26 protein-coding genes and 1 other annotated feature are annotated in these 21,011 nt (G+C 37.1%); of the genes, 17 read left to right on the top strand and 9 right to left on the bottom strand.

Going from position 1 to position 21,011, the window contains the following annotated elements:
• Positions 1-10: 10 nt before the first annotated feature.
• The 9 genes from rpsK (at position 11) to rpsI (ending at position 6,708) form a co-directional block, all read left to right on the top strand.
• Positions 11-400: a 30S ribosomal protein S11 gene (rpsK, locus tag ACH0B5_RS12650; RefSeq protein ID WP_036172483.1), complete on the top strand. Its 390-nt coding sequence runs from the start codon at positions 11-13 to the stop codon at positions 398-400.
• Between the two features lie 141 nt (positions 401-541).
• Entirely contained in the window at positions 542-1,486 is a 945-nt protein-coding gene (locus tag ACH0B5_RS12645) for a DNA-directed RNA polymerase subunit alpha (RefSeq protein WP_122971292.1), read from the top strand.
• Positions 1,487-1,534: 48 nt separating this feature from the next.
• Complete coding sequence (gene rplQ, locus ACH0B5_RS12640; RefSeq protein WP_122971293.1) at positions 1,535-1,915, top strand: 50S ribosomal protein L17; 381 nt, start codon at positions 1,535-1,537, stop codon at positions 1,913-1,915.
• A 504-nt stretch (positions 1,916-2,419) separates the two neighbouring features.
• Positions 2,420-3,265: an energy-coupling factor ABC transporter ATP-binding protein gene (locus ACH0B5_RS12635; RefSeq protein ID WP_122971294.1), complete on the top strand. Its 846-nt coding sequence runs from the start codon at positions 2,420-2,422 to the stop codon at positions 3,263-3,265.
• The gene (locus tag ACH0B5_RS12630) at positions 3,241-4,113 is read left to right on the top strand and encodes an energy-coupling factor ABC transporter ATP-binding protein (RefSeq protein ID WP_122971295.1); all 873 of its coding nucleotides are present in this window, start codon (positions 3,241-3,243) and stop codon (positions 4,111-4,113) included. Before ACH0B5_RS12635 ends, ACH0B5_RS12630 begins: the two co-directional genes overlap by 25 nt.
• A complete protein-coding gene (locus ACH0B5_RS12625) occupies positions 4,110-4,907 on the top strand; it encodes an energy-coupling factor transporter transmembrane component T family protein (RefSeq protein WP_122971296.1) in 798 nt (265 codons plus the stop codon). Before ACH0B5_RS12630 ends, ACH0B5_RS12625 begins: the two co-directional genes overlap by 4 nt.
• Positions 4,908-4,923: 16 nt before the next feature.
• The gene (gene truA, locus ACH0B5_RS12620) at positions 4,924-5,664 is read left to right on the top strand and encodes a tRNA pseudouridine(38-40) synthase TruA (protein ID WP_122971297.1); all 741 of its coding nucleotides are present in this window, start codon (positions 4,924-4,926) and stop codon (positions 5,662-5,664) included.
• 191 nt (positions 5,665-5,855) lie between these two features.
• Positions 5,856-6,293 carry a 50S ribosomal protein L13 gene (gene rplM / locus ACH0B5_RS12615; RefSeq protein WP_122971298.1) on the top strand — a complete coding sequence of 146 codons (438 nt, stop codon included), beginning with the start codon at positions 5,856-5,858 and terminating at the stop codon, positions 6,291-6,293.
• A 22-nt stretch (positions 6,294-6,315) separates the two neighbouring features.
• Positions 6,316-6,708, top strand: coding sequence for a 30S ribosomal protein S9 (gene rpsI / locus ACH0B5_RS12610; RefSeq protein WP_106781794.1), 393 nt, complete (start codon positions 6,316-6,318; stop codon positions 6,706-6,708).
• A gap of 68 nt (positions 6,709-6,776) precedes the next feature.
• Here the strand turns inward: rpsI and ACH0B5_RS12605 are convergent, their stop codons facing one another.
• The 8 genes from ACH0B5_RS12605 to ACH0B5_RS12570 all read right to left on the bottom strand — a co-directional run bounded on the left by ACH0B5_RS12605 (position 6,777) and on the right by ACH0B5_RS12570 (position 11,387).
• The gene (locus ACH0B5_RS12605; RefSeq protein WP_406927909.1) at positions 6,777-7,817 is read right to left on the bottom strand and encodes a tyrosine-type recombinase/integrase; all 1,041 of its coding nucleotides are present in this window, start codon (positions 7,815-7,817) and stop codon (positions 6,777-6,779) included.
• A gap of 94 nt (positions 7,818-7,911) precedes the next feature.
• Positions 7,912-8,109, bottom strand: a complete 198-nt coding sequence (locus tag ACH0B5_RS12600) for a MerR family transcriptional regulator (RefSeq protein WP_147670256.1) — start codon at positions 8,107-8,109, stop codon at positions 7,912-7,914.
• 33 nt (positions 8,110-8,142) lie between these two features.
• Complete coding sequence (locus tag ACH0B5_RS12595) at positions 8,143-8,337, bottom strand: hypothetical protein (RefSeq protein ID WP_406927908.1); 195 nt, start codon at positions 8,335-8,337, stop codon at positions 8,143-8,145.
• A gap of 7 nt (positions 8,338-8,344) precedes the next feature.
• Entirely contained in the window at positions 8,345-8,653 is a 309-nt protein-coding gene (locus ACH0B5_RS12590) for a hypothetical protein (RefSeq protein WP_406927907.1), read from the bottom strand.
• Entirely contained in the window at positions 8,616-8,804 is a 189-nt protein-coding gene (locus ACH0B5_RS12585) for a hypothetical protein (protein ID WP_406927906.1), read from the bottom strand. The genes ACH0B5_RS12590 and ACH0B5_RS12585 overlap by 38 nt, the downstream gene beginning before the upstream one ends.
• A gap of 177 nt (positions 8,805-8,981) precedes the next feature.
• Positions 8,982-9,473, bottom strand: coding sequence for a hypothetical protein (locus ACH0B5_RS12580; RefSeq protein WP_406927905.1), 492 nt, complete (start codon positions 9,471-9,473; stop codon positions 8,982-8,984).
• Between the two features lie 210 nt (positions 9,474-9,683).
• Positions 9,684-10,742 (bottom strand): FtsK/SpoIIIE domain-containing protein, encoded by a 1,059-nt coding sequence (locus tag ACH0B5_RS12575; protein WP_406927904.1) that lies wholly within the window; start codon positions 10,740-10,742, stop codon positions 9,684-9,686.
• 354 nt (positions 10,743-11,096) lie between these two features.
• Entirely contained in the window at positions 11,097-11,387 is a 291-nt protein-coding gene (locus tag ACH0B5_RS12570) for a hypothetical protein (protein ID WP_406927903.1), read from the bottom strand.
• Positions 11,388-11,608: 221 nt separating this feature from the next.
• Between ACH0B5_RS12570 and ACH0B5_RS12565 the strand changes: the two genes are divergently transcribed.
• The 7 genes from ACH0B5_RS12565 (at position 11,609) to ACH0B5_RS12535 (ending at position 18,957) form a co-directional block, all read left to right on the top strand.
• Complete coding sequence (locus tag ACH0B5_RS12565; protein ID WP_406927902.1) at positions 11,609-12,334, top strand: hypothetical protein; 726 nt, start codon at positions 11,609-11,611, stop codon at positions 12,332-12,334.
• Positions 12,335-12,652: 318 nt separating this feature from the next.
• The gene (gene radC / locus ACH0B5_RS12560) at positions 12,653-13,096 is read left to right on the top strand and encodes a RadC family protein (RefSeq protein WP_406927901.1); all 444 of its coding nucleotides are present in this window, start codon (positions 12,653-12,655) and stop codon (positions 13,094-13,096) included.
• A gap of 312 nt (positions 13,097-13,408) precedes the next feature.
• Complete coding sequence (locus ACH0B5_RS12555; RefSeq protein ID WP_406927900.1) at positions 13,409-13,996, top strand: GNAT family N-acetyltransferase; 588 nt, start codon at positions 13,409-13,411, stop codon at positions 13,994-13,996.
• Between the two features lie 106 nt (positions 13,997-14,102).
• Positions 14,103-14,276, top strand: a sequence feature (16S ribosomal RNA rRNA prediction is too short).
• 81 nt (positions 14,277-14,357) lie between these two features.
• Positions 14,358-14,675: an RNHCP domain-containing protein gene (locus ACH0B5_RS12550; protein ID WP_406927899.1), complete on the top strand. Its 318-nt coding sequence runs from the start codon at positions 14,358-14,360 to the stop codon at positions 14,673-14,675.
• A 609-nt stretch (positions 14,676-15,284) separates the two neighbouring features.
• Complete coding sequence (locus ACH0B5_RS12545; RefSeq protein ID WP_406927898.1) at positions 15,285-16,481, top strand: hypothetical protein; 1,197 nt, start codon at positions 15,285-15,287, stop codon at positions 16,479-16,481.
• 69 nt (positions 16,482-16,550) lie between these two features.
• Complete coding sequence (locus tag ACH0B5_RS12540) at positions 16,551-17,780, top strand: Zn-dependent hydrolase (protein WP_406927897.1); 1,230 nt, start codon at positions 16,551-16,553, stop codon at positions 17,778-17,780.
• Between the two features lies 1 nt (position 17,781).
• On the top strand, positions 17,782-18,957 hold the full coding sequence (locus ACH0B5_RS12535; protein WP_406927896.1) for an amidohydrolase: 1,176 nt from the start codon (positions 17,782-17,784) through the stop codon (positions 18,955-18,957).
• A gap of 139 nt (positions 18,958-19,096) precedes the next feature.
• Here the strand turns inward: ACH0B5_RS12535 and ACH0B5_RS12530 are convergent, their stop codons facing one another.
• On the bottom strand, positions 19,097-20,071 hold the full coding sequence (locus tag ACH0B5_RS12530) for a S8 family peptidase (protein WP_406927895.1): 975 nt from the start codon (positions 20,069-20,071) through the stop codon (positions 19,097-19,099).
• Between the two features lie 241 nt (positions 20,072-20,312).
• Between ACH0B5_RS12530 and ACH0B5_RS12525 the strand changes: the two genes are divergently transcribed.
• Positions 20,313-20,723 (top strand): DUF5367 family protein, encoded by a 411-nt coding sequence (locus ACH0B5_RS12525; RefSeq protein WP_406927894.1) that lies wholly within the window; start codon positions 20,313-20,315, stop codon positions 20,721-20,723.
• The last annotated feature ends 288 nt before the right edge of the window (positions 20,724-21,011 follow it).

Here is a 21,011-nt window from a genome sequence, read left to right as displayed (position 1 = left end):
CCTTCTTAACATGGCTCGTAAACAACAAACTCGTAAACGTCGTGTGAAAAAAAATATCGAATCTGGTATTGCACACATCCGTTCTACATTTAACAATACAATCGTAACGATTACAGATATGCAAGGTAACGCAGTATCTTGGTCTAGTGCTGGTGCGCTTGGATTCAAAGGCTCACGTAAATCTACACCTTATGCTGCTCAAATGGCTGCTGAGGCTGCTGCAAAAGCATCCCTTGAACATGGTCTGAAGACGTTGGAAGTAACTGTTAAAGGTCCTGGTGCTGGTCGTGAAGCTGCTATTCGTGCACTTCAAGCTGCTGGTTTAGAAGTAACTGCAATTAAAGATGTTACTCCAGTTCCACATAACGGTTGCCGTCCGCCAAAACGTCGTCGTGTGTAATGGGTGCATCTCAAAGTACTTTTGAGTTCATCATTGCTTGTACAAAACAAATTCTTGTGCAAATCTTATAAAGTCAATCGATTTTGACTATTATGATGTTATGAACCTATACATTCGATGTTTTGAAGGAGGGTAAATTGAATGATCGAAATTGAAAAACCAAAGATTGAAACTGTTGAGATCAGCGAAGATTCCAAATATGGCAAGTTTGTTGTAGAACCGCTTGAACGCGGATATGGAAACACTTTGGGTAATTCTTTACGTCGTATCCTTCTGTCTTCTTTACCAGGAGCTGCTGTTACATCTATTCAAATTGATGGCGTATTACACGAATTCTCAACTGTAGAAGGCGTAGTAGAAGATGTTGCTTCAATTATCTTGAATATTAAAAAGCTTGCACTAAAAATCTACTCTGACGAAGAAAAAGTTATTGAGATTGACGTGAAAGGTGATGCAACGGTTACAGCTGCTGATATCACGCATGACAGTGACGTGGAGATTTTAAATCCGGACCTATATATTGCAACAATTGCTAAAAATGGTCATCTTCGTATGCGTATGTATGCTCGCCGTGGCCGTGGATATACTCCTGCTGATCAAAACAAACGTGAGGATCTTCCTATCGGCGTGATCCCGATCGACTCTATTTACACTCCAGTTTCACGCGTTAATTTTCAAGTGGAGAACACTCGTGTTGGACAGAATTCTGATTTCGACAAGTTATCACTTGATGTGTGGACAGATGGTAGCATCGGTCCAAAAGAGGCGATTTCGCTCGGAGCAAAAATTTTAACTGAGCACCTTAATATCTTTGTAGGCTTAACGAATGAAGCACAAACTGCTGAAATCATGGTCGAAAAAGAAGAGGATCAAAAAGAAAAAGTTTTAGAGATGACGATTGAAGAACTAGATCTTTCTGTTCGTTCTTATAACTGCTTAAAACGCGCTGGTATTAATACAGTACTGGAACTTGCGAATAAATCAGAAGACGATATGATGAAAGTGCGCAATCTTGGTCGTAAGTCACTAGAAGAAGTAAAAGCTAAATTAGAAGAGCTTGGTTTAGGATTACGTAAAGAAGACTAAGCGAAGACATCTATTTTATGCAGATCAGATATAAAGGAGGGAACATCCATGGGTTACAGAAAACTTGGTCGTACAAGTTCTCAACGTAAAGCTTTATTACGTGATTTAGCTACTGACTTAATCGTTAACGAACGTATTGAAACAACTGAAGCACGTGCGAAAGAATTACGTTCTGTAGTTGAAAAAATGATTACTTTAGGTAAGCGTGGAGATTTACATGCTCGTCGTCAAGCGGCTGCATTTATCCGTCGTGAAGTAGTAACAACTACTGATGAAGAAGGTAACGAATCAACTTCATTTGCACTTCAAAAGCTATTTAATGATGTTGCACCACGTTACGCTGATCGTCAAGGTGGTTACACTCGTATCCTTAAAGTAGGACCTCGCCGTGGTGACGGTGCACCTGTAGTTGTAATCGAATTAGTTTAATATTCTAATTCTATAACGAAAGGTAAGAGGGTGTCCGGTTCACCGGTTGAACCCGGACCCCTCTATTTTTATAATGTGTTTTTCACATTGATGTATACACGAATAGTGTCTATACAAATTGATTTATACGACAATAAAATGGCTTGAGCGTTATAATGAGCGGGCACTTCATGTGTGGCGTCTCGTCTAGCTCTCCGCACCTCATTCAAAAGAACACGGAAATGAGCAGCCGTGTTCTTATTATAAATGTAGAAGTAAAGCGCATTTCTCTTGAATGGGGTGCGCGCTTTTTTATTCTCTTAATAATGGCAAAGGATACCAATTTGCTAGTTTTTTTATTTATACATATACGAAAATAAAGTACGTTTTTAATCAAAGTGGAATTTCATCGTGATTTGAAAACGTACCTTATTTTTATATATGTCACCTATTTCTAAGGGTAGCATTACAGCACAAAACAGTGTAATTTAGTTAGTAGAGCGCCAAAGAGAGGAGCTAAGATTAGTGACCGAGATTTTATCGTTTCAAAACGTTAGTTTTTCATATACACCAGATCAACCAGATAAACGAAAGGCAGTACAAAATGTTTCCTTCTCAGTCAATGAAGGAGAATGGATTGCAATCGTTGGTCATAACGGTTCTGGTAAATCAACAATGGTCAAGCTAGTAAGCGGATTACTTTTCCCTCAGGAAGGTGAAGTCCGTGTTATGAGAAATGTATTAACAGAAGAAAATTTATGGGAAACCCGTTCAAATATAGGGATGGTTTTTCAAAATCCTGATAATCAGTTTGTCGGTGCTACTGTTCAAGATGATGTAGCATTCGCCTTAGAAAATAGCGGTGTTCCTTATGAAGAGATGGTTGAGCGTGTACACACATCCCTATCTCAAGTGAAAATGGACAAGTTTTTAAATCATGAACCTCATCATCTTTCGGGAGGACAAAAGCAACGGGTTGCCATTGCAGGCGCCATTGCCATGAAACCGAAGCTACTTATTTTAGATGAAGCAACCTCCATGTTAGATCCACAAGGTCGAGATGAAGTATTAAAAACGGTTCGTGAATTACGTAAAGAAATTGGTTTAACGGTACTTTCCATCACCCATGATGTGGAAGAAGCCCTTTTTGCAGATCGTATTTTATTTATGAATGATGGGAAAAAATACGCGGAAGGGACACCGTCTGAAATATTTGCCCTTGGCGATAAGCTGATTGAGTTCGGTTTAGAACTGCCTTTTGCCATGAGGATGACAAAGCTGTTCCAATCAAAGGGTGTACAATTAGCAGGACAACATATGACAGAAGAAGAGTTGGTGAATGATCTATGGACATCAAACTTCAACAAGTAAGCTATGCCTATTCAATGGGGACACCTTTTGAAAAGTATGCTTTATTTGATGTAGATTTAACAATCCCCCATGGTACGTATCAAGCGATTATTGGTCATACAGGTTCGGGTAAATCCACTATCCTACAACACTTTAACGGTCTTTTAAAGCCGTCTAAAGGCCAAGTACATATTGGGGACCGATTAATTGTTGCAGGTAAAAAAGCAAAAGAGTTAAAACCCATTCGCCAAAAGGTTGGGATTGTCTTTCAATTTCCAGAGCACCAACTGTTTGAAGAAACGGTATTAAAAGATATTATGTTTGGACCGATGAATTTCGGTGTATCTGAGGAAGTAGCAGAGAAAAGAGCGAGGGATTTAATCAAGCTTGTAGGCTTACCAGAGGAAACTTTAGAAAAATCGCCCTTTGACCTATCTGGCGGTCAAATGCGTCGTGTAGCGATTGCTGGGGTCCTTGCGATGGAACCTGAAGTCATTGTACTTGATGAACCAACTGCAGGATTAGATCCACGGGGCCAAAGGGAAATTATGGACATGTTCTACTCCCTTCATAAAGAACGTCATTTAACAACGATTCTCGTAACTCATAGTATGGAAGATGCTGCTCGTTATGCAGATAGCATTGCTATTATGCACGAAGGGAAATGTGTTTTAAGTGGTACACCACGGGAAATCTTTGCAGATAGCAAGACTCTTGAACAGTATCGTCTTGAACCGCCTCATATCGTTCGATTTCAGGCGAAAATTGAGCAGTTGATGAATCAACCATTATCTCGAATTTGTTTAACAGAGGAAGAACTGGCAGATGAAGTGGCACGTGCCTTACGAGAGGGGCGTGACAACCAATGATGGAAAAAATGATCTTTGGCCGATACATTCCAGGAGATTCTTTTGTTCATAAACTGGATCCTCGTTCCAAACTAGTTTTTGTTTTTGCCTTTATTATTGTTGTCTTTTTTGCTAATAACGTAATGACGTATGCTTTCCTAATCGCATTTACATTACTTGTTATATTCATGTCACGGATCCGTCTATACTTTTTATTAAACGGATTAAAACCGATTATCTTTTTATTAGTGTTTACGTTTTTAATTCATATATTTTTTACGAGGGAAGGCGATATTCTTTTCGAACTCGGTTTCTTTAAAATATATGAAGAAGGGTTAAGACAAGGTGTTTTCATTTCAATTCGCTTCTTAGTATTGGTCTTAATGACTTCCATTTTAACGTTAACGACTTCCCCAATCTCGATTACAGACGGGATTGAAGTGTTGTTAAATCCTTTGAAAAAGTTAAAACTACCTGTTCATGAATTAGCATTAATGATGTCGATTGCCTTACGTTTTATTCCAACGTTAATGGACGAGACAGATAAAATTATGAAAGCTCAAATGGCCCGTGGTTCCGATTTAAGTGCAGGTCCAATGAAAGAAAGAATCAAAGCGGTTGTACCTCTTCTTGTTCCTTTATTCGTTAGTGCGTTTAAAAGAGCAGAGGATTTAGCGACAGCGATGGAAGTGCGCGGTTATCGTGGAGGAGAAGGACGTACCCGTTACCGACAGCTAGAATGGCATTGGCAAGATACAATTAGTTTAATAGTGCTAGCGGCAATGACCGTATTATTAGTCTTGTATCGTAGCTAATAGCGAGGTGAAGTAATTGAGACGTTTAAAAGTAACAATAAGTTATGATGGGACACTTTTTGCCGGTTATCAAGTACAACCAGGAGAACGGACAGTCCAACTGGAGCTAGAGAATGTACTAACAAAAATGCATAAAGGGGAAAAGGTTAAAGTGACAGCAAGTGGTCGCACCGATGCCCGTGTCCATGCTACTGGACAAGTTATTCATTTTGATACGTCTCTAGCGATTCCGGTTGAGCGTTATAAAAAGGCATTAAATGTCCAGTTACCTCGTGATATTCGCGTATTAGCTGTGGAAGAAGTAAATATCGACTTCCATGCAAGATATAGTGTATCAGGAAAACGTTATCGTTATATTTGGAGCTGTGAAGAGGAGCAAAGTCCTTTTCGTAGACATTACACTGTTGAAACAAATGGGTTGAAACCAGATGTCGCGAAAATGGAAGAAGCAGCCCAATATATTATCGGAACCCATGATTTCACATGTTTTTGCGCGGCTAATACAAGTGTCGTTGATAAAGTACGTACCGTTCATTCTTTAAGCTTTTCGTGGCATGGTGAAGAACTACATATGGTGATAGAAGGCAATGGCTTTTTATATAACATGGTTCGAATTATTGCTGGAACACTTTGGGAAGTCGGTATTGGTAAACGACAAGCGAAGGAATTGGAGGAAATCATTGCTTCTATGGATCGTGGGAAGGCAGGTAAAACCGCGCCAGCACACGGTTTGTATTTGGAAAAAGTGTTTTATTAACTGAGGAAATCAATCGTTTAAAGGAAAAAACAACTTTCCCAGGTGTGCAACTTTTTTGCTTGACTTCCTTGCGAAAATATTATATTATGACATATGGTATTTTCATTACCAACCACAAATAAGCCCCGAAACTTATTAAGTGTATACTAATGAAAAATAACGGTAATCGAATCGATTAGGAGGATATATAAATGCGTACAACATTCTTGGCTAAAGGTCATGAAGTAGAGCGTAAATGGTTAGTAGTGGACGCAGAAGGCCAAACTCTTGGACGTTTAGCTTCTGAAGTAGCTTCAATCTTACGCGGTAAACATAAACCAACATTCACACCAAACGTTGACACTGGTGACTACGTTATCGTAATCAACGCAGACAAAATCGAATTAACAGGTAATAAATTAGAAGGTAAAATTTACTACCGTCACACTCAATTCGCAGGTGGTTTAAAACAACGCACTGCAGGCGAAATGAAAGAAAAATACCCAACACAAATGATCGAATTAGCAGTAAAAGGTATGCTTCCTAAAAACTCTTTAGGTCGCAAAATGTTCGGTAAACTACATGTTTACGCTGGAGCAGAACACCCACATGCTGCACAAAAACCGGAAAGCTATCAGCTACGCGGATAATTAATTAGAGGAGGATATACCCTTGGCACAAGTTCAATATATCGGCACAGGTCGCCGTAAAAGCTCAGTAGCTCGCGTACGTTTAGTACCAGGCGAAGGTAAAATTGTTATTAACAATCGCAACATCGAAGACTACTTACCATTTGAAACTTTACACTTAATCATCAACCAACCATTAGAAGCAACTCAAACTAAAGGTAGCTATGATGTATTTGTAAACGTAAACGGTGGTGGATTCACTGGTCAAGCTGGTGCAATCCGTCACGGTATCGCTCGTGCGTTACTACAAGTTGACCCAGATTTCCGTCCAGCACTTAAATCTGCAGGTTTACTAACTCGTGACCCACGTATGAAAGAACGTAAAAAATACGGTCTTAAAGGTGCTCGTCGTGCGCCTCAGTTCTCAAAACGTTAATAGAAACATTGATATATCAATGTTTATAGATCTTTTTTGGTTCAAGTTGGTTCAAATTAACTTGAACCTTATAAAGCACTTAACAGATTTAAAGCATCGGCATCTTGCTGGTGCTTTTTTTCTGGCATTAATTCCAGATAATAATTCTGTGTGGTTTGAATATTAATGTGACCTAATCGCTTTGATACATAAGCAATATCTATGTCTTGAGAAAATAAAAATGATGCGTGAGTGTCTCTTAAACCGTGAAACGTTGTTTTCCTAATATCTAATTTCTTCAATAACTCTGCTAATTGTTCCGACTGTTTAAAACCGCCAAAGCTAAAAATATAACCATTTTCTTTAACAGGAATTTTACGAATGAGTTCATATACTTCTTTGTTAATAGTAACATCACGTTTTGCATTTTGTGTCTTTAACGAAGTATCATCAGAAGTAGGACTGATTGAATGTCTAACTTTTATTCCGTATTCATAAAGACTCTCTGGGCGTATTGCTAGCAGTTCTCCACGTCGCATCCCCGTTTCTAATGCAAGTAATACAAGTAAGTTAAATTCGTCTTCTGGATGCTGTAAAACGTAATTACGAAGCTTTCTAAAATCAGTGATAGATAATGCTTTATTACGTTTGGGTGGATTCTCTCCACGTGTTTTTACTAAACGAGCAAAATCATTTGCAATATAGCCACGAGCATATGCATCACGTAAAGATGTTTTAATTTTAAGAAGAACCTCATGTGTTGTTTTTCGTGAATGTGTCTTGGCATACTCATCAATCTTTTTCTGAACAACAATATCATTTAAATCTTTTAATTGGATATCCTGAAATAAATTTCTAATAACTCCTAAAGTACGAACATAATTTTGAAATGTCGTTTCTTTAACGTCATTAACCTTTACAAGATATATCCAATTTTCGAAGAAGTCCGCAAATGTTGTTGTTCTGTGAGCAAGTTCTTTTCCTTCTCCTTTCGCTAATTCCATTTCTAAAGCCCAAAGTTTTGCTTCCTTCTTAGTCGGAAATGTTTTAGTTAGTTTTTTATGTTCTCCATATTTGTACAAAGAAATTTGTGCTCGATATGACTTTCCTCTTTTTACAATACTAGCCATGCTATCAATCCCTTTCAAAAATAAAGTTGATAGATGCTAGTTGAATACATCTGTATTGTATTCTGAAACTAACATCTTATCAACTGTCGACATTTTAAACGGAGTGTTTTTCGATAAAGTGTATTAAAGACTTCATTGTGTAGCGTTCGCGCTTACCAATCATGAAACGATCTAGCTCTTCATGCGGCCGAATATATTTATCAAATGACTTTGGGTCTATACCTAAAAAATCTGATGCTTGTTCTCTTGTTAAAAGATATGGATAATCCTTTGTAGCCATGTTTATACTCATTTGGCATCATCTCCTTTGTGCTGAGATTTAATTTTAAAGTTTATTTAGTTCTTTTAGTGCTTGTTCAGCATCATATTTGATTTGTCCTAAAATATCTTCTGGTGTATAGTAGCTATTTTGGTAATCAGAATGATTATCCGTTTTATTAATCGTTCCTTTACCGTCCCGGAAAAAATCTACTATTTCTACAATGTGTTTTATATGTTCTTTTAATTTCGGAAAACTCATTTAAATATCATCCTTTCCACGGCTTACCTTCTAATTGGTAAAGTGCCTTGTATTTATTTAACCAAGATATATGGTCATCATTGGGTTCGAATTCTTCATAGTACTGTTTATATAAATAATCAATTAATTCTTTTGCTGTGTTGCCTCCCCATATTTGTTGAACTTTCCATAATGTGGGGAGTAGACCAGACCCCTTAATTAAATGGTCTATCGACTGCTCTAATAAGTTATTTCGTGGAGATGATGATTCAAAGTGAAAGTTCTTTTCATCTAACAATTCAAGCATTAATCGCGTAAAAGAACATGTAGCGATCAATTAGAGAACTAATGATGACATTTTTAAGTTGTTCATCTGTACTACACTCTTTGATTCCATCTGTCAATTGATGGGCGTAATCGCCTGAAAACTCTGCTTCAACACGTGTCCAGTCATCTACTTCTTTAGCGATATGGCGCATGAATTTCATGATAGTTGTTCCTCTTTTTTGTCATAGATGCGTAAATGTACTTTTGTATTTCTGCTTTTTGCCCCGATATATAATGTTTGTGCCTGAAAGTCTTTGGATACGTCGGACACTTTCGAGTTGTTTCTTTTGTAAGGTTTTTCTTTGTTATCTTCAATGACTTTTTTTAGATAACTTTTATTAGTACTTCCCATAGCGTATTTCAGTCCTTCCTTCTTCTATCGAACGTTTCAATTTTGCAATGTTAATATTTTCATTAATAAAGTCACAACAGATATCAATTCGTGAAAGTCTAAAACTATATTCATCCGAATCAATCATTTTGAATAAGGTGTGTAAATGAATAGGTTCATTAAACTCTGCTTCGTATCGCTTCCGGTACTCATGCCATGCGTATGCACTGAATTTTACAATTACCCCCATTTTTGTGAATGCTTCATGATAAGCAATACAAAAGTAAAATGGTGCATTGTTGAATGAATAGCCTATTGTATAGCCTTCTGGAAGTTTAACGTCAGCTTCACCGAAGTTGTCGAATAGCTTATGCATCTTAGATTTAATTAAGAATGTACTTATTAAGTTTTTTGCTACCCAGTCACGCCATTCGTCAAAGTCAAACACGCCTGTTGCTTGTAATACAAGTGTAAACTGGTCAATATCTGGTTTAATCATGTTTTGTTCACTCCCTTTCTGTTAGGGAAAGTTTTTTAAGTGTAAAAGCCTATTAGGACGGGCTTTGGGGTTATTTTTGCTCCCCACTGGAGCTGGGATGATTATCAATCACCCCAGCTTTCCTAAAGGTATAAAGCACGGAGCGGAACCTTCCCCGACTAAACGGCGGGTCCCCTTCCGCTCTTTGTGCCGTCACTCCTTAAGGAAAAGCTAGGTGCTTCCATTCAAAAAGCTACAGTAAGGAACGGTCAACAACCGTGGCTTGTCTGCACTTGCTAGCCCTGGATAACTGTAAATTCCTTGACCAGCAGTGAATTGAACTGGCGGTATATCCACACCAGAAGAAAACAGAGTTCTATAGGTTTGCTCATCACTACCACCTAAAGCAATCTTCAAAACGAGCTGTTCTCTAATCGCCGTTGGAATCGTCTGTGCGTTCATTTGTTGCGTAGCGACCCACAGAATACACCCTAGTTGACGACCCATGAAAGCAACATCAGAAAGTATGCTATCGACTTCATCACGTTCTTTTTTTGCTAAGGTCTTCCATGATTCTCTCAATGCCCCAAACTCATCTATAAGCAGGATTAAAGCAGGAAAACCTGCATCTTTATAAGTCTTGTTACGATTTGATATAAAATAATCTTGTAATTCCTCTTGTCGTTTTTTCATACGCTCATGAAATTGTTTAATCAATTCAATCGCATTTGTTTTGTCAGCAGTTCGCTCAACACCAACGGTACGTTTAGCCATTTGGTATACGTCTGTACGCTTCGGGTCAATAATGAATAATTCATGATTGACCTTTTTCGATAATACTTGTTCAACTAGCATTTGAATAAAAAACGATTTACCACTACCTGTTTGACCGACTAATCCCATATGATGAAACGGTACAGTTGCACGCTCATCTAAGCGTAAAGCGTAATCGTCTGCTGTCTTATTTGACCATTCAATCAAGTCACTTGCTGATTTAATCTTTAGTTGTTTATGTGAATCAACTGAATAAAATTCGTAAATATACCAGTCTCGATCTTTAGATAAGTACTTGCGCTCGCTTACGTATCCCTTTAAAGCTGAATCAATCCGCATATCTTCAAGTTTCTTATCGAATTTAATTGTATTTTTGATGAAAACTTTTCCTGACTTTCTTGTTCGATTATCATCAAATGTTATTTTGATTTTTGGTAAAGTAACTAAACGATTGTCAAACTCCCGTTCATCTTCAAATCTCGCATCTTTAATATGTCTTCTGATTCGCTTTGCCATCAAATAATAATGCAGAGAAAAAAATAGACCAAACCACAGCTTATTGCGAATTGACCAATTAGCAAACAAAGCAACTACCATCACAACAACAGGAATCAGGAAGATATTTGACTCAATTTGTGGAAGCTGTATTATCGTTATTTGTTCAACAATCAATGGATACAATTTATAAAAGAAAAACCATAAAATCAGAAAAAATCCAATGAATAAAAATGAAATAAAGCCACGTTGCATTCTATATGTTTTCTTCACGCAATCCACATCCTACTATCGTGGTCCCGCCCCTTGTCAGGGGCGGTCACAGGTGTAAAAGTGTAATTAATGATAGAAAGGGACCTGACTATCCTTCGTTCTTTATTTTGGTTGAACAATGTCTACATCATCTGCTTTGACAGAAAGTTCACTCATGAACGTTCCGTAAACACTAGCTGTCGGGTTCACAAATGTGATTTTACTGAACTTTTTATACTCCTTTGGAGGTTTAGGCACCTTTACAATAACTTGCTCGCCTGCATTAAGATCAGGTGCTACATCTGCCCCTTTGTATTCTGTTCGATCGCTTGCAATGACTGTTTTATACTTAGTGCCTATGACTTTAGGATTCTTTCCGTCTGCATCGTATTCTTTCCAGTCCTCGTGTGACATCACTCGTACGTCCTTGTCTTTGAAAAAGGCCTCGCAATCAAACTTATTGAACTCTCGTAGTTTCTTCATCTGAAACTTTCATCCTCTCGATATCTTTTTGAAAGCATTGCGCAATTAACTTTCTAATTCAATTGTAAGGCATCAGATTTTCTATAACTAATGAAGAAAAATGCTATAATGGCTGATATAATAGCGTTATTTATTGCGAGGGGTGAATTTTAATGTGGATATTTACTAAAGAGAAAGAATTAAGTTCCGAACAAATAAAAGAATTGAAGAATCAATGGTTCACTATGGAAGAGGCGATTGAGGAATTATCATTTGACGGAAAAAATTATTCGGAATCATCTTTTCGTAGAGATGCAGCTAAAGTTGATACTAGTAAAGAATTTGCTCAAATTGGAAAACCGATGGTAAAAGAGGAGAAATTGGGAGGTAAAGGGCGACCAAGAAAAGTATATAATCGTGCATTTGTTGAAGCACTTCGAACATTTGCAATAAGTGATTCTTATAAACAAGTCGAGGAGGAACCTATTGAATTCTTTATAAACAATGAATGGAAGGACATGATTAGAGGCAAATTCCAAAAATCATTGAAAGACTATAAAGTTGAACAAAAGTACATCAATATCATTGTTGAAGAACTTTTAAGTATAGTTAATGATGATATTATACAAAAATGCAATGCCTTAGTTGGACAAAATAAATTATTAGTACATCAAAATAAAAAATTAGAAGATACCAAAGAATATTATATTGCTTTACACCGAGGTGTTGAAGAGAACGCAAATGTATTAAATAATATTGCCAATCATATAAAAATTGATATTTCCGAATCCTCGTCAGCGTTAAGTAGAAAAGAGGTTTATCACTTGGATCAAACACTTAAAGTAAATAACAAGTTAGACGAGATACTAAAATTATTGAAGGAAACTAAAAAGCGATAGGTTTTAAAATAGAGGTCTTTATTAATTTTCCTTTTCAGCTCCCCTAATTATAATCTTCTAATTCGTCTAATAGGCAGAGACGAATTATCGATTAAGTAAAGGGTCTTCGTTCTTCGGATGTTATGAGTCAGCCAAGTAGGATAAGGGTGCGTAAGAAAGCAATTAACGCTTTTAACGCACCCTAATTCATTGGGCTTCCCCAAAACATATACGAATCACTTGATAGCTTTGCTACTTACGCCACTTTACATTAATCGATGCGAAGATTCTCTCTGTGGTGACCAAAAAGGTCAAAAAATAATAGAGAGGTTGATCTAGATGGAAACCATTTTAGAGATTGTACGTATTGAACAAGTAATCCGGGAGGCAGAAGAAGGGGTTAATTACATTATCCGTAGTCCAGAAGACGGAGCAAAGATAGCATCTCGCTTTATTGGTCGTGATGATCGTGAAGTGTTTTTTGTTATGTGTTTAAATACGAAAAACAATGTTGTCGCAGTTCATCGTTGTCATGTTGGTGCATTGAATGCCTCACTCGTTCATCCACGCGAGGTGTTTAAATCAGCAATACTTAATAATGCAGCAAGTGTAATTGTCGCGCATCAACATCCAAGTGGTGACATAACACCATCAATGGAAGATATTAACGTTACAAAGAGATTAGTCGAAGCCGGAAAGTTACTAGGCATCGAAGTGCTTGATCACTTAGTAGTAAACAGTGATAACAGTTTTACTAGCCTGAAAGAAAGAGGCTATATTTAAAAGGGAGAAATAACTCCCTTTTTCTTCAAGGTGTGTCACTATTCAACAAGATTCTCGAAATTTTAATGTAGCAGTTTAGTGGAAGGGTCTAAATTATTTGGTAGGTAAAATTGCCTTATTCTACTAAATAATTTTTTATTGGATAAATGTATAAATAATCATAAAACTCTGGTAAAATTCAGATAACAACAAATTGAAGGAGGCGTTGCGTTATGAAAATGACAAGAATAATGTACGGGGTGAATTTATTTTAAGGGATTAACGTATAAATCCCCTATAAACTACGTGGTTCCTAAAATCAGGAGGAAAAAAGTGATTATTAGAGACTATAGAGTTAATGATGAAATTGGATGGATAAGATGCCGAACGCTTGCGTTTTTACAGACTGCTTATTTTGATAATGTGTTAAATAAGAAAGAACGTTATGAAAATCCTGCAATAGAGCTTGTTGCAGAATTGGATGGCCAAATTGTTGGACTAATTGATGTTGAATACGAAAAAGAAGAACGCACGGTTTGCTCTAAAGGAACTGGACTTGGAGGTATGATTTGGCATATTGCAGTACATCCAGATTTTTATAGAAGAGGGATAGGAGAAGCCTTATTAAAAGAGGCTGAAAAAAGAGCGATAAAACTTAAATTAAATCGCTTTGAGGCTTGGACAAGAGATGACCAGTGGGTTCAAAATTGGTATGAAAAAATGAACTTTCTAAAGACCGAATCTTATTATCATATCTATTTTGAAGGAGAACAAATGGATGAGATAGTTAACAATAAAATACCAAAATTATATTTAGTGAATATCTTTGCTCATTATATCGGGAATGATATTGAGCAATTTAGGAAAGCGAATCATAGAATTCATGAATGTGTGTGTTACGAAAAGTATTTTAATGTATAATAAATAAAGAGAATAATCTAAAGTAAAAGGAAAATTGGAGTGGTTTTTTGAGCTATTTATTTAAACTCAAACGTATCTTCTAGGGGATGATTGCCAATGTCAGTGATTAAGGATGAACACTTACTAGTGGAAGGTGGAGAAGTCCGTCTTACAGTGGTTGATACAAATTCATAAAGTCAATCATGGTCCGGAACAAGAGATGAAATAAGCTCTTGTGAAGTTGGAACTAGAAGTAATCGCTTTGCAGAACGAAGCGGTGAATCTGTACATTCGCCTTAAAAGCCTGAAACTACTAAAAGTAGGAAAACAAACAGAACCCTTTCTCCAAAGATGAAAAAATTCGTCTTGGAGGAAGATAACGTTGAGTAGATTAACAGAAAACACTGCTTTTCAATGTGAAAATTGTGGAGCCGATGTATTACCGTTGACAAATGGGAGTTTTCGCAACCACTGTCCATATTGTCTATTTTCAAAGCACTTAGATAATCATCCAGGTGATCGTCTAAGCAATTGCAAAGGCTTGATGCGTCCAATTAGTTTGGACTACTCAGGAAAAAAAGGTTTTCAAATAACACACAAGTGCATTAAGTGTAGTAAAACACAACGAAATAAGGTTGCGAGTGATACGATTCAAGAAGATAATATACTAACTCTAATGACTGCAACTTCATATTATTAAAATTAGATTATTCTCAGCCCCTCGGTTTTAATTACTGTAGGGCGCTTTTTTTTGCAATTGTTTAAAATAGTTCCAGAACAATAACCAATTAAAAAGGTAACGTTTCATAAAAATAAAAATTAGGATAAGCTTTAATTAGCAAAATGTATTCAACTAACATCTATCATGCTGGTTCAAATTGGTTCAAGTAATGTCATTTTTAATCCTTTTTCATACACTTTTATCCATATAACAATTTCCAAAACGTTGATATTAATGGATTACGATGTATTCAATATACTTAGAGTTTATCTGTATATTTCTCAAAACGTTAATTATTATATCAACGTTTCAAAACCCTTCTCGGTTTACCGAGAAGGGTTTTTTTGTGCCTTCAAAACTCCTCACGAAAAAACCCATGATTAGACTTTCAAATAATAGTGCAATCCTTCTTATGGTACTTGTGATTTTTTTAAATACTTAACTCATTTATCTTCCGACATTGGCAATATTTTTTTCTAGAATTCGCCTATATATTTTTTAATATTTTAAATTATCTTTAAATTTAGTCTATTAAATGTTAGTATATTAGAAAAATAAAGATAGAAATGAAAGTGAAGTGATTTAATTATGTCCCAAATGTTAGCTTTAGTTATTCTCGTGTTTATTTTATTTATCGGGGACTTCGTAGCAGTTCGTACAAAAGCTTGGGTTCCCTCCATCTTTGTTTGTGCTGTTTTATTTCTTGCAGGATATTGGACATTCTTCCCGAAAGAAATTGTTTCTTTAGCGGGAGTTCCGCCAGTTGTTGCAACTATGATGATGTATTTATTGATTACAAATATGGGGACATTGCTATCACTTCAAGAATTGAAAAAACAATGGAAGACGGTTGTAATTGCTCTTTCAGGAATTTTAGGGATTATTGTCGTGTTATTTGCAGTAGGAACATTTCTTTTCGGATTCGAGACGATCGTTGTTGCGATACCACCATTAGTCGGTGGAGTAGTTTCTTCGTTGATTATGTCTGAGGCTGCACAGGAAGCTGGGTTGACGAGTCTATCCGTTTTCGCCATTGTCATTTATGTGATGCAAGGTTTTGCTGGATATCCAATCACCTCGATTGTTCTTAAAAAAGAAGGGAAAAAGCTTCTTACCGAATATCGGAACGGCAATCTAGCGGCAAAAGAATCGATAGGGGAAGCAGCGGTTACGAAGGAGGAACCTAAATCTCAATTTAAGCTAATTAACAGCATACCGGAAAAATACAATACAGAGTTCTTTAAATTATTTAGACTTGCCCTTGTTGCCTATCTCGCTTATTTAGTTTCAACGGTTCTTGCCCCAATTGTAGAGATTAGTCCATTTGTTTTATGTTTATTGTTCGGTGTTATTGCAAGTAGCATCGGTCTTTTGGAGAAACAAGTGCTGCAAAAGGCAAATAGCTTTGGAATAGCGATCTTAGTTTTGATTTTATTTGTTTTAGATGGTTTAAAAAATGCCTCTCCAACTATGATGCTCGAAATCATTTATCCACTTGTTGGAACAATTATTTTAGGCGTTATCGGAATGTATATCTTCTCCTTTATTGCGGGGAAAATGCTTAAAGTTTCGAAAAATATGGCTTTTGCGGTATCACTAACGGCCCTTTATGGATTCCCCGCTGACTATATTATTACGAATGAAGTGATTAAGTCATTAACGGATGATAAGGAAGAACAAGACATGCTGACAAGTTATATGCTACCTCCTATGCTTGTTGGTGGATTTATTACCGTGACCATTGTTTCGGTCATTTTAGCGGGCATCTTTGTCGGATTTTTATAAATGATTAAAGGAGGCAATCACTTACAAAGTGGCTTGCCTCTTAACAATTTTTAGCAAGGAGAGAATGGAATGAAAACGATTCAGGAGCGGATTGAAGAGCATATCCATACGATTAGTGAATTTACCGCCACACCAGGTAACGGAACGACTCGATTAACATACAGTCAGGAAGATTTGAAAACTCGAAACTACATTAAAGAAAAAATGAAGGAACTAGGCTTGGAGGTTCGTGAAGATGGTCTCGGTAACATTTTTGGAAAACTGGAAGGAACGCTAAAGGATGGGCCTAGTGTATTAATCGGATCCCATTTTGACTCAGTGCCTAATGGTGGTGCTTATGATGGCCCAGCTGGAGTAGTAACTGCTTTGGAAGTAGCTACCCTTTTTGTTGAAAATCAATTGAAGCCGAAGTATCCTCTCGAAGTCGTGGCTTTAATTGAAGAGGAAGGGGCAAGGTTTGCTGGAGGTTTGATGGGATCAAGGGGAATGGTCGGAGCACTCAGTGAGGAAGAATTTTATCGATTAAAAGATAAAGAAGGAATCTCTACTGTAGATGCTATGAAGGCGATTGGGCTGGATCCTACTCGCCCAAAAACAAGGTATCCAAAAACAATGAAAGCTTTTTTAGAATTACATATTGAACAAGGGCCATTCTTAGAAGAGCGGGATATCCCAGTTGGTATTGTGGATGCAATTGTAGGTCTTGCCCAATTAGAAGTAACGGTAGAAGGAAAAGCAGGTCATGCGGGGACAACTCCGATGGATCGACGTGCGGATGCTTTAGTTAAAGCAGCTGAACTGATTGCGCAGTTACCAAAGTTAGCAGTTGAGGAAGGGGAAGGAACGGTTATTACGACAGGTCGTTTGAATGTCTTTCCAAACGGTGCCAATGTTATTCCTGATCGAGTGGTCTTTTCTATAGACATCCGTTCAGGTAAAGAGGAGCATGTTCAAAACGTTATTAAGAAGGTAAAGGATTTACTAGATTGTAATCGTAAAAATGGAATTGAAATATCAGTCGAACAAAGCTTGTATATAGAACCTAAACTGTTAGATGAAGGTATAAAGGAAATGATCAAAGAAACTTGTAATGCTTTGAACTTAGAGTATCTTTCTATGAACAGCGGAGCAGGACACGATGCAATGGTATTATCTGATGTTACAAATGTCGGTTTAATTTTTATACCTAGTAAGGACGGTCTTAGTCATTGTCCAGAAGAATGGTCGGATGTGCGGCATATTGCAAATGGTGTGCAAATTTATTTCGAAGTAGCAAAACGATTAACGGAGGCAGAGTAACATGATAAATGAAACAATTAAAAAAGCGATTCAAACGAATAGTGAAGAATTGACGGACATACGTAGAAAACTTCATAGTGAACCAGAGCTGTCATGGGAAGAAACAGAAACAACTGCATTTGTTTGCAAATACTTAGATAGCCTTTCTATTTCTTATTACAAAACACAACCAACAGGGGTTATTGCAACGATTGAGGGAGGAAAACCGGGTAAGACAGTTGCCTTAAGAGCAGATATGGATGCCTTGTCTGTTGAGGAACTAAACAAAGAGTTGCCATATACCTCTAAATTCGAAGGTAAAATGCATGCATGTGGCCATGATGCCCATACAGCAATGTTACTAATTGCAGCAAAAGCATTGAACGAAGTGAAAGATGATATTCCTGGCAACGTTCGATTAATCTTTCAACCGGCGGAAGAAGTTGCACAAGGAGCGAAAGAGATGGTGAAACAAGGGGCAATGGACGGTGTTGACCATGTATTCGGTATCCATATTTGGTCGCAAATGCCGACACATAAAGTATCTTGCCAGCCAGGACCTTCTTTTGCATCAGCGGATCTTTTTAAAGTGACGTTTAAAGGGAGAGGAGGCCATGGGGCGATGCCGCATGCTTGTATTGATGCTGCGATTGTTGCTTCCTCTTTTGTGATGAATGTGCAATCCGTTGTCTCAAGAACGATTGACCCACAAAGTCCAGCAGTACTGACAATAGGGAAAATGGTAGTTGGGACAAGATTCAATGTCATTGCAGAAAATGCAGTCATTGAAGGGACAGTTCGTTGTTTTGACCAAAGTACACGGAATCATGTAGAGACACAGCTTACGCATTATGCGGAACAAGTTGCAAATCTTTACGGTGCAACAGCACAGGTAGAATACATTCGCGGTACGCAAGCAGTGGATAATAATAAGGAAAGTGCACAATTGGTACAAAAAGTTGCGGCTGCAGCATTTGGAGAAGAAGTATTATATCCCGAAAAGCCAACGATGGGCGGCGAAGACTTCAGTGAATATATGAATGAGGCGCCTGGTAGTTTCGCATTAGTAGGTAGCGGCAACCCAGAAAAAGATACGGAATGGGCTCACCACCATGGAAAATTTAACATCGATGAAGAAGCATTAACTACTGGTGCTGAACTTTATGCCCAATTTGCTTGGGCCTACTTGAATCAATAGGAAAAATGATGAGATTCACTCCGTACATTATTACATCCTAAAACAAAAAAGAGCCCGATTACTCTATTTTCATATAGAGGAATGGGGCTTTCCTATTATATGTTTTCATCTGTAACAAGTGTTCTTTAATTTGGATATTTTAGATACGAGCAGCACTCATAATTTCTTGGATCTTTTCCACTAAGTTAAGTAGGATGAAACCATTTCCTTCAGAAGTTTTACGATTGCCTATAGGTAGAGTACGTTTAATTAGTTGGGCATAAATTTCGGTTTCACTGAAAGGTCGACCAAACTCTTTTTCACTTAAATTAATAAGCAGAGCTATTGCCCCGGCAATATGAGGAGTAGCCATAGAAGTACCGGAAAGGGAGGCGTATTTTTGCCCTAAGTAAGTGGAAATCACTTCTACCCCAGGAGCAACTAAATCAATTTCTTCATTGTTATTTGTAAATGGAGCAAGTGCTAAGTTATTATCTACAGCTCCAACTTGAATAACTTCATTGTATTTTCCAGGATAGGAATACTCGAATGTGTCTTCGCGATTATCGCCTTCGTTTCCTGCTGCGACAACAACAGAGACATCTTGGCTAACAGCGTTTTTTATCGCTTCATGCAATTCTGGAACATCTTCTGGGCCGCCAAGCGACATAGAGATAACACGAACTCGTTCTCCTTGAGGTCCACGCCACTCAACTGCATAATTAATGGCATTAATAATCCACTCATATTCGCCAGAGCCATCTCCAGTTAATGCTTTTAAACTTAAAATTTTTGCCTTAGGGGCAACACCAACAACGCCATCATCATTCAAACTAGCGGCAATTGTTCCAGATACATGGGTTCCGTGTCCATTGTTATCTTCGAATATAGTAGGCTCTCCTTCATAATCAGAAGTGAAATTGCGCCCATCAATAATTTGATCTTTGAGGTCTGGATGATCGGTTTCAATACCAGTATCAATCACTGCAACTACAATACCTTCCCCATGCTTACTAGCTTCCCAAATCGTAGATGCTTGAATTAAATCGATCCCTTTTGGCGTTTCGTTTGTCGTTTCTACAATCGACTCAATAGTGTAGGGAATTAATCTGACTTGTAACGGTTTTTGAATCATATTCATCCTCCTTCAAATGAAATTAGGAAGTTACTATAAAGTAAGTTCTTCCTATTACTATAAGTTCCACATAAAATTTTGTATTCCTCCTTCTTCTAAAGGTTTAGATGGAAAAACATTGAATTTTTCTTTTAAATTAAAGTAGGAGCGCGGGATCAATAAATTAATAAGAAGGAAAATACAATGGATTTATAGAAGTTTTACGATGGAAGAAAGGAATAAATTCGAGGTGAAAAGTTAAATGAAAAGCTTTTACATAGCGGCAATATCAGGTGTTGTAGTGTGGATTTGTGCCATCATGTTCTTTGTCTTTTTTGGAGAGTTTGTTCTCTTTAGCCCAGGAACCAATGAATTTTTAACTAGCACGATTTTATTGCTAATTGGTACGGGGCTATTACTTTGGGGCGTTACATATATTTACGCTAAAATTGATCAATCAGAGAATTCTCCATTACGATTTGGAATGATGGGAACTGTAATTGGATTAGTTTTCGACTCTATTTCCTTAGCAAATTACCATTCCATTTTTCCAAATTTAGATGATACGCAAGTCATTGCGTTTACTGTTTGGATGTCCTTTGCCTATGCCTTATACTTAATCATTCCTTCCTTTATAAATTACTTGCAGAAAACAAAGCTTAATAAAAAATGAATGAAGCTACCCCTTTTTCGTTATTAAGGAAGGGGGTTTTTTGATTGTTAAAGTTGCTAATAACAATAATCTGTTTAACCATATTTTACCATTAAAATATGAATATTATATAGTCGAGTGTGATATATTTGACATGTAATGGAAAAAAATCCAATGAAATAAGTCTTATCTAAGTGGTTTAACTAGGTACAAAGTGCTTTTCTTTTTATTTTTGTATTTCGCAAGTAAAAATTGAGCCATTTATTAATTAAAAACTGATCCACTTAAACCGAACTATTTTCTAGCCAT

The sequence above is a fragment of the Ureibacillus sp. 179-F W5.1 NHS genome (assembly GCF_045369345.1).
In the GTDB taxonomy this organism is placed as follows: Bacteria; Bacillota; Bacilli; order Bacillales_A; family Planococcaceae; genus Ureibacillus; species Ureibacillus halotolerans.
The sequence above is the reverse complement of the archived record's forward strand: the minus strand, read 5'-3'. Positions and strand labels throughout refer to the sequence as shown.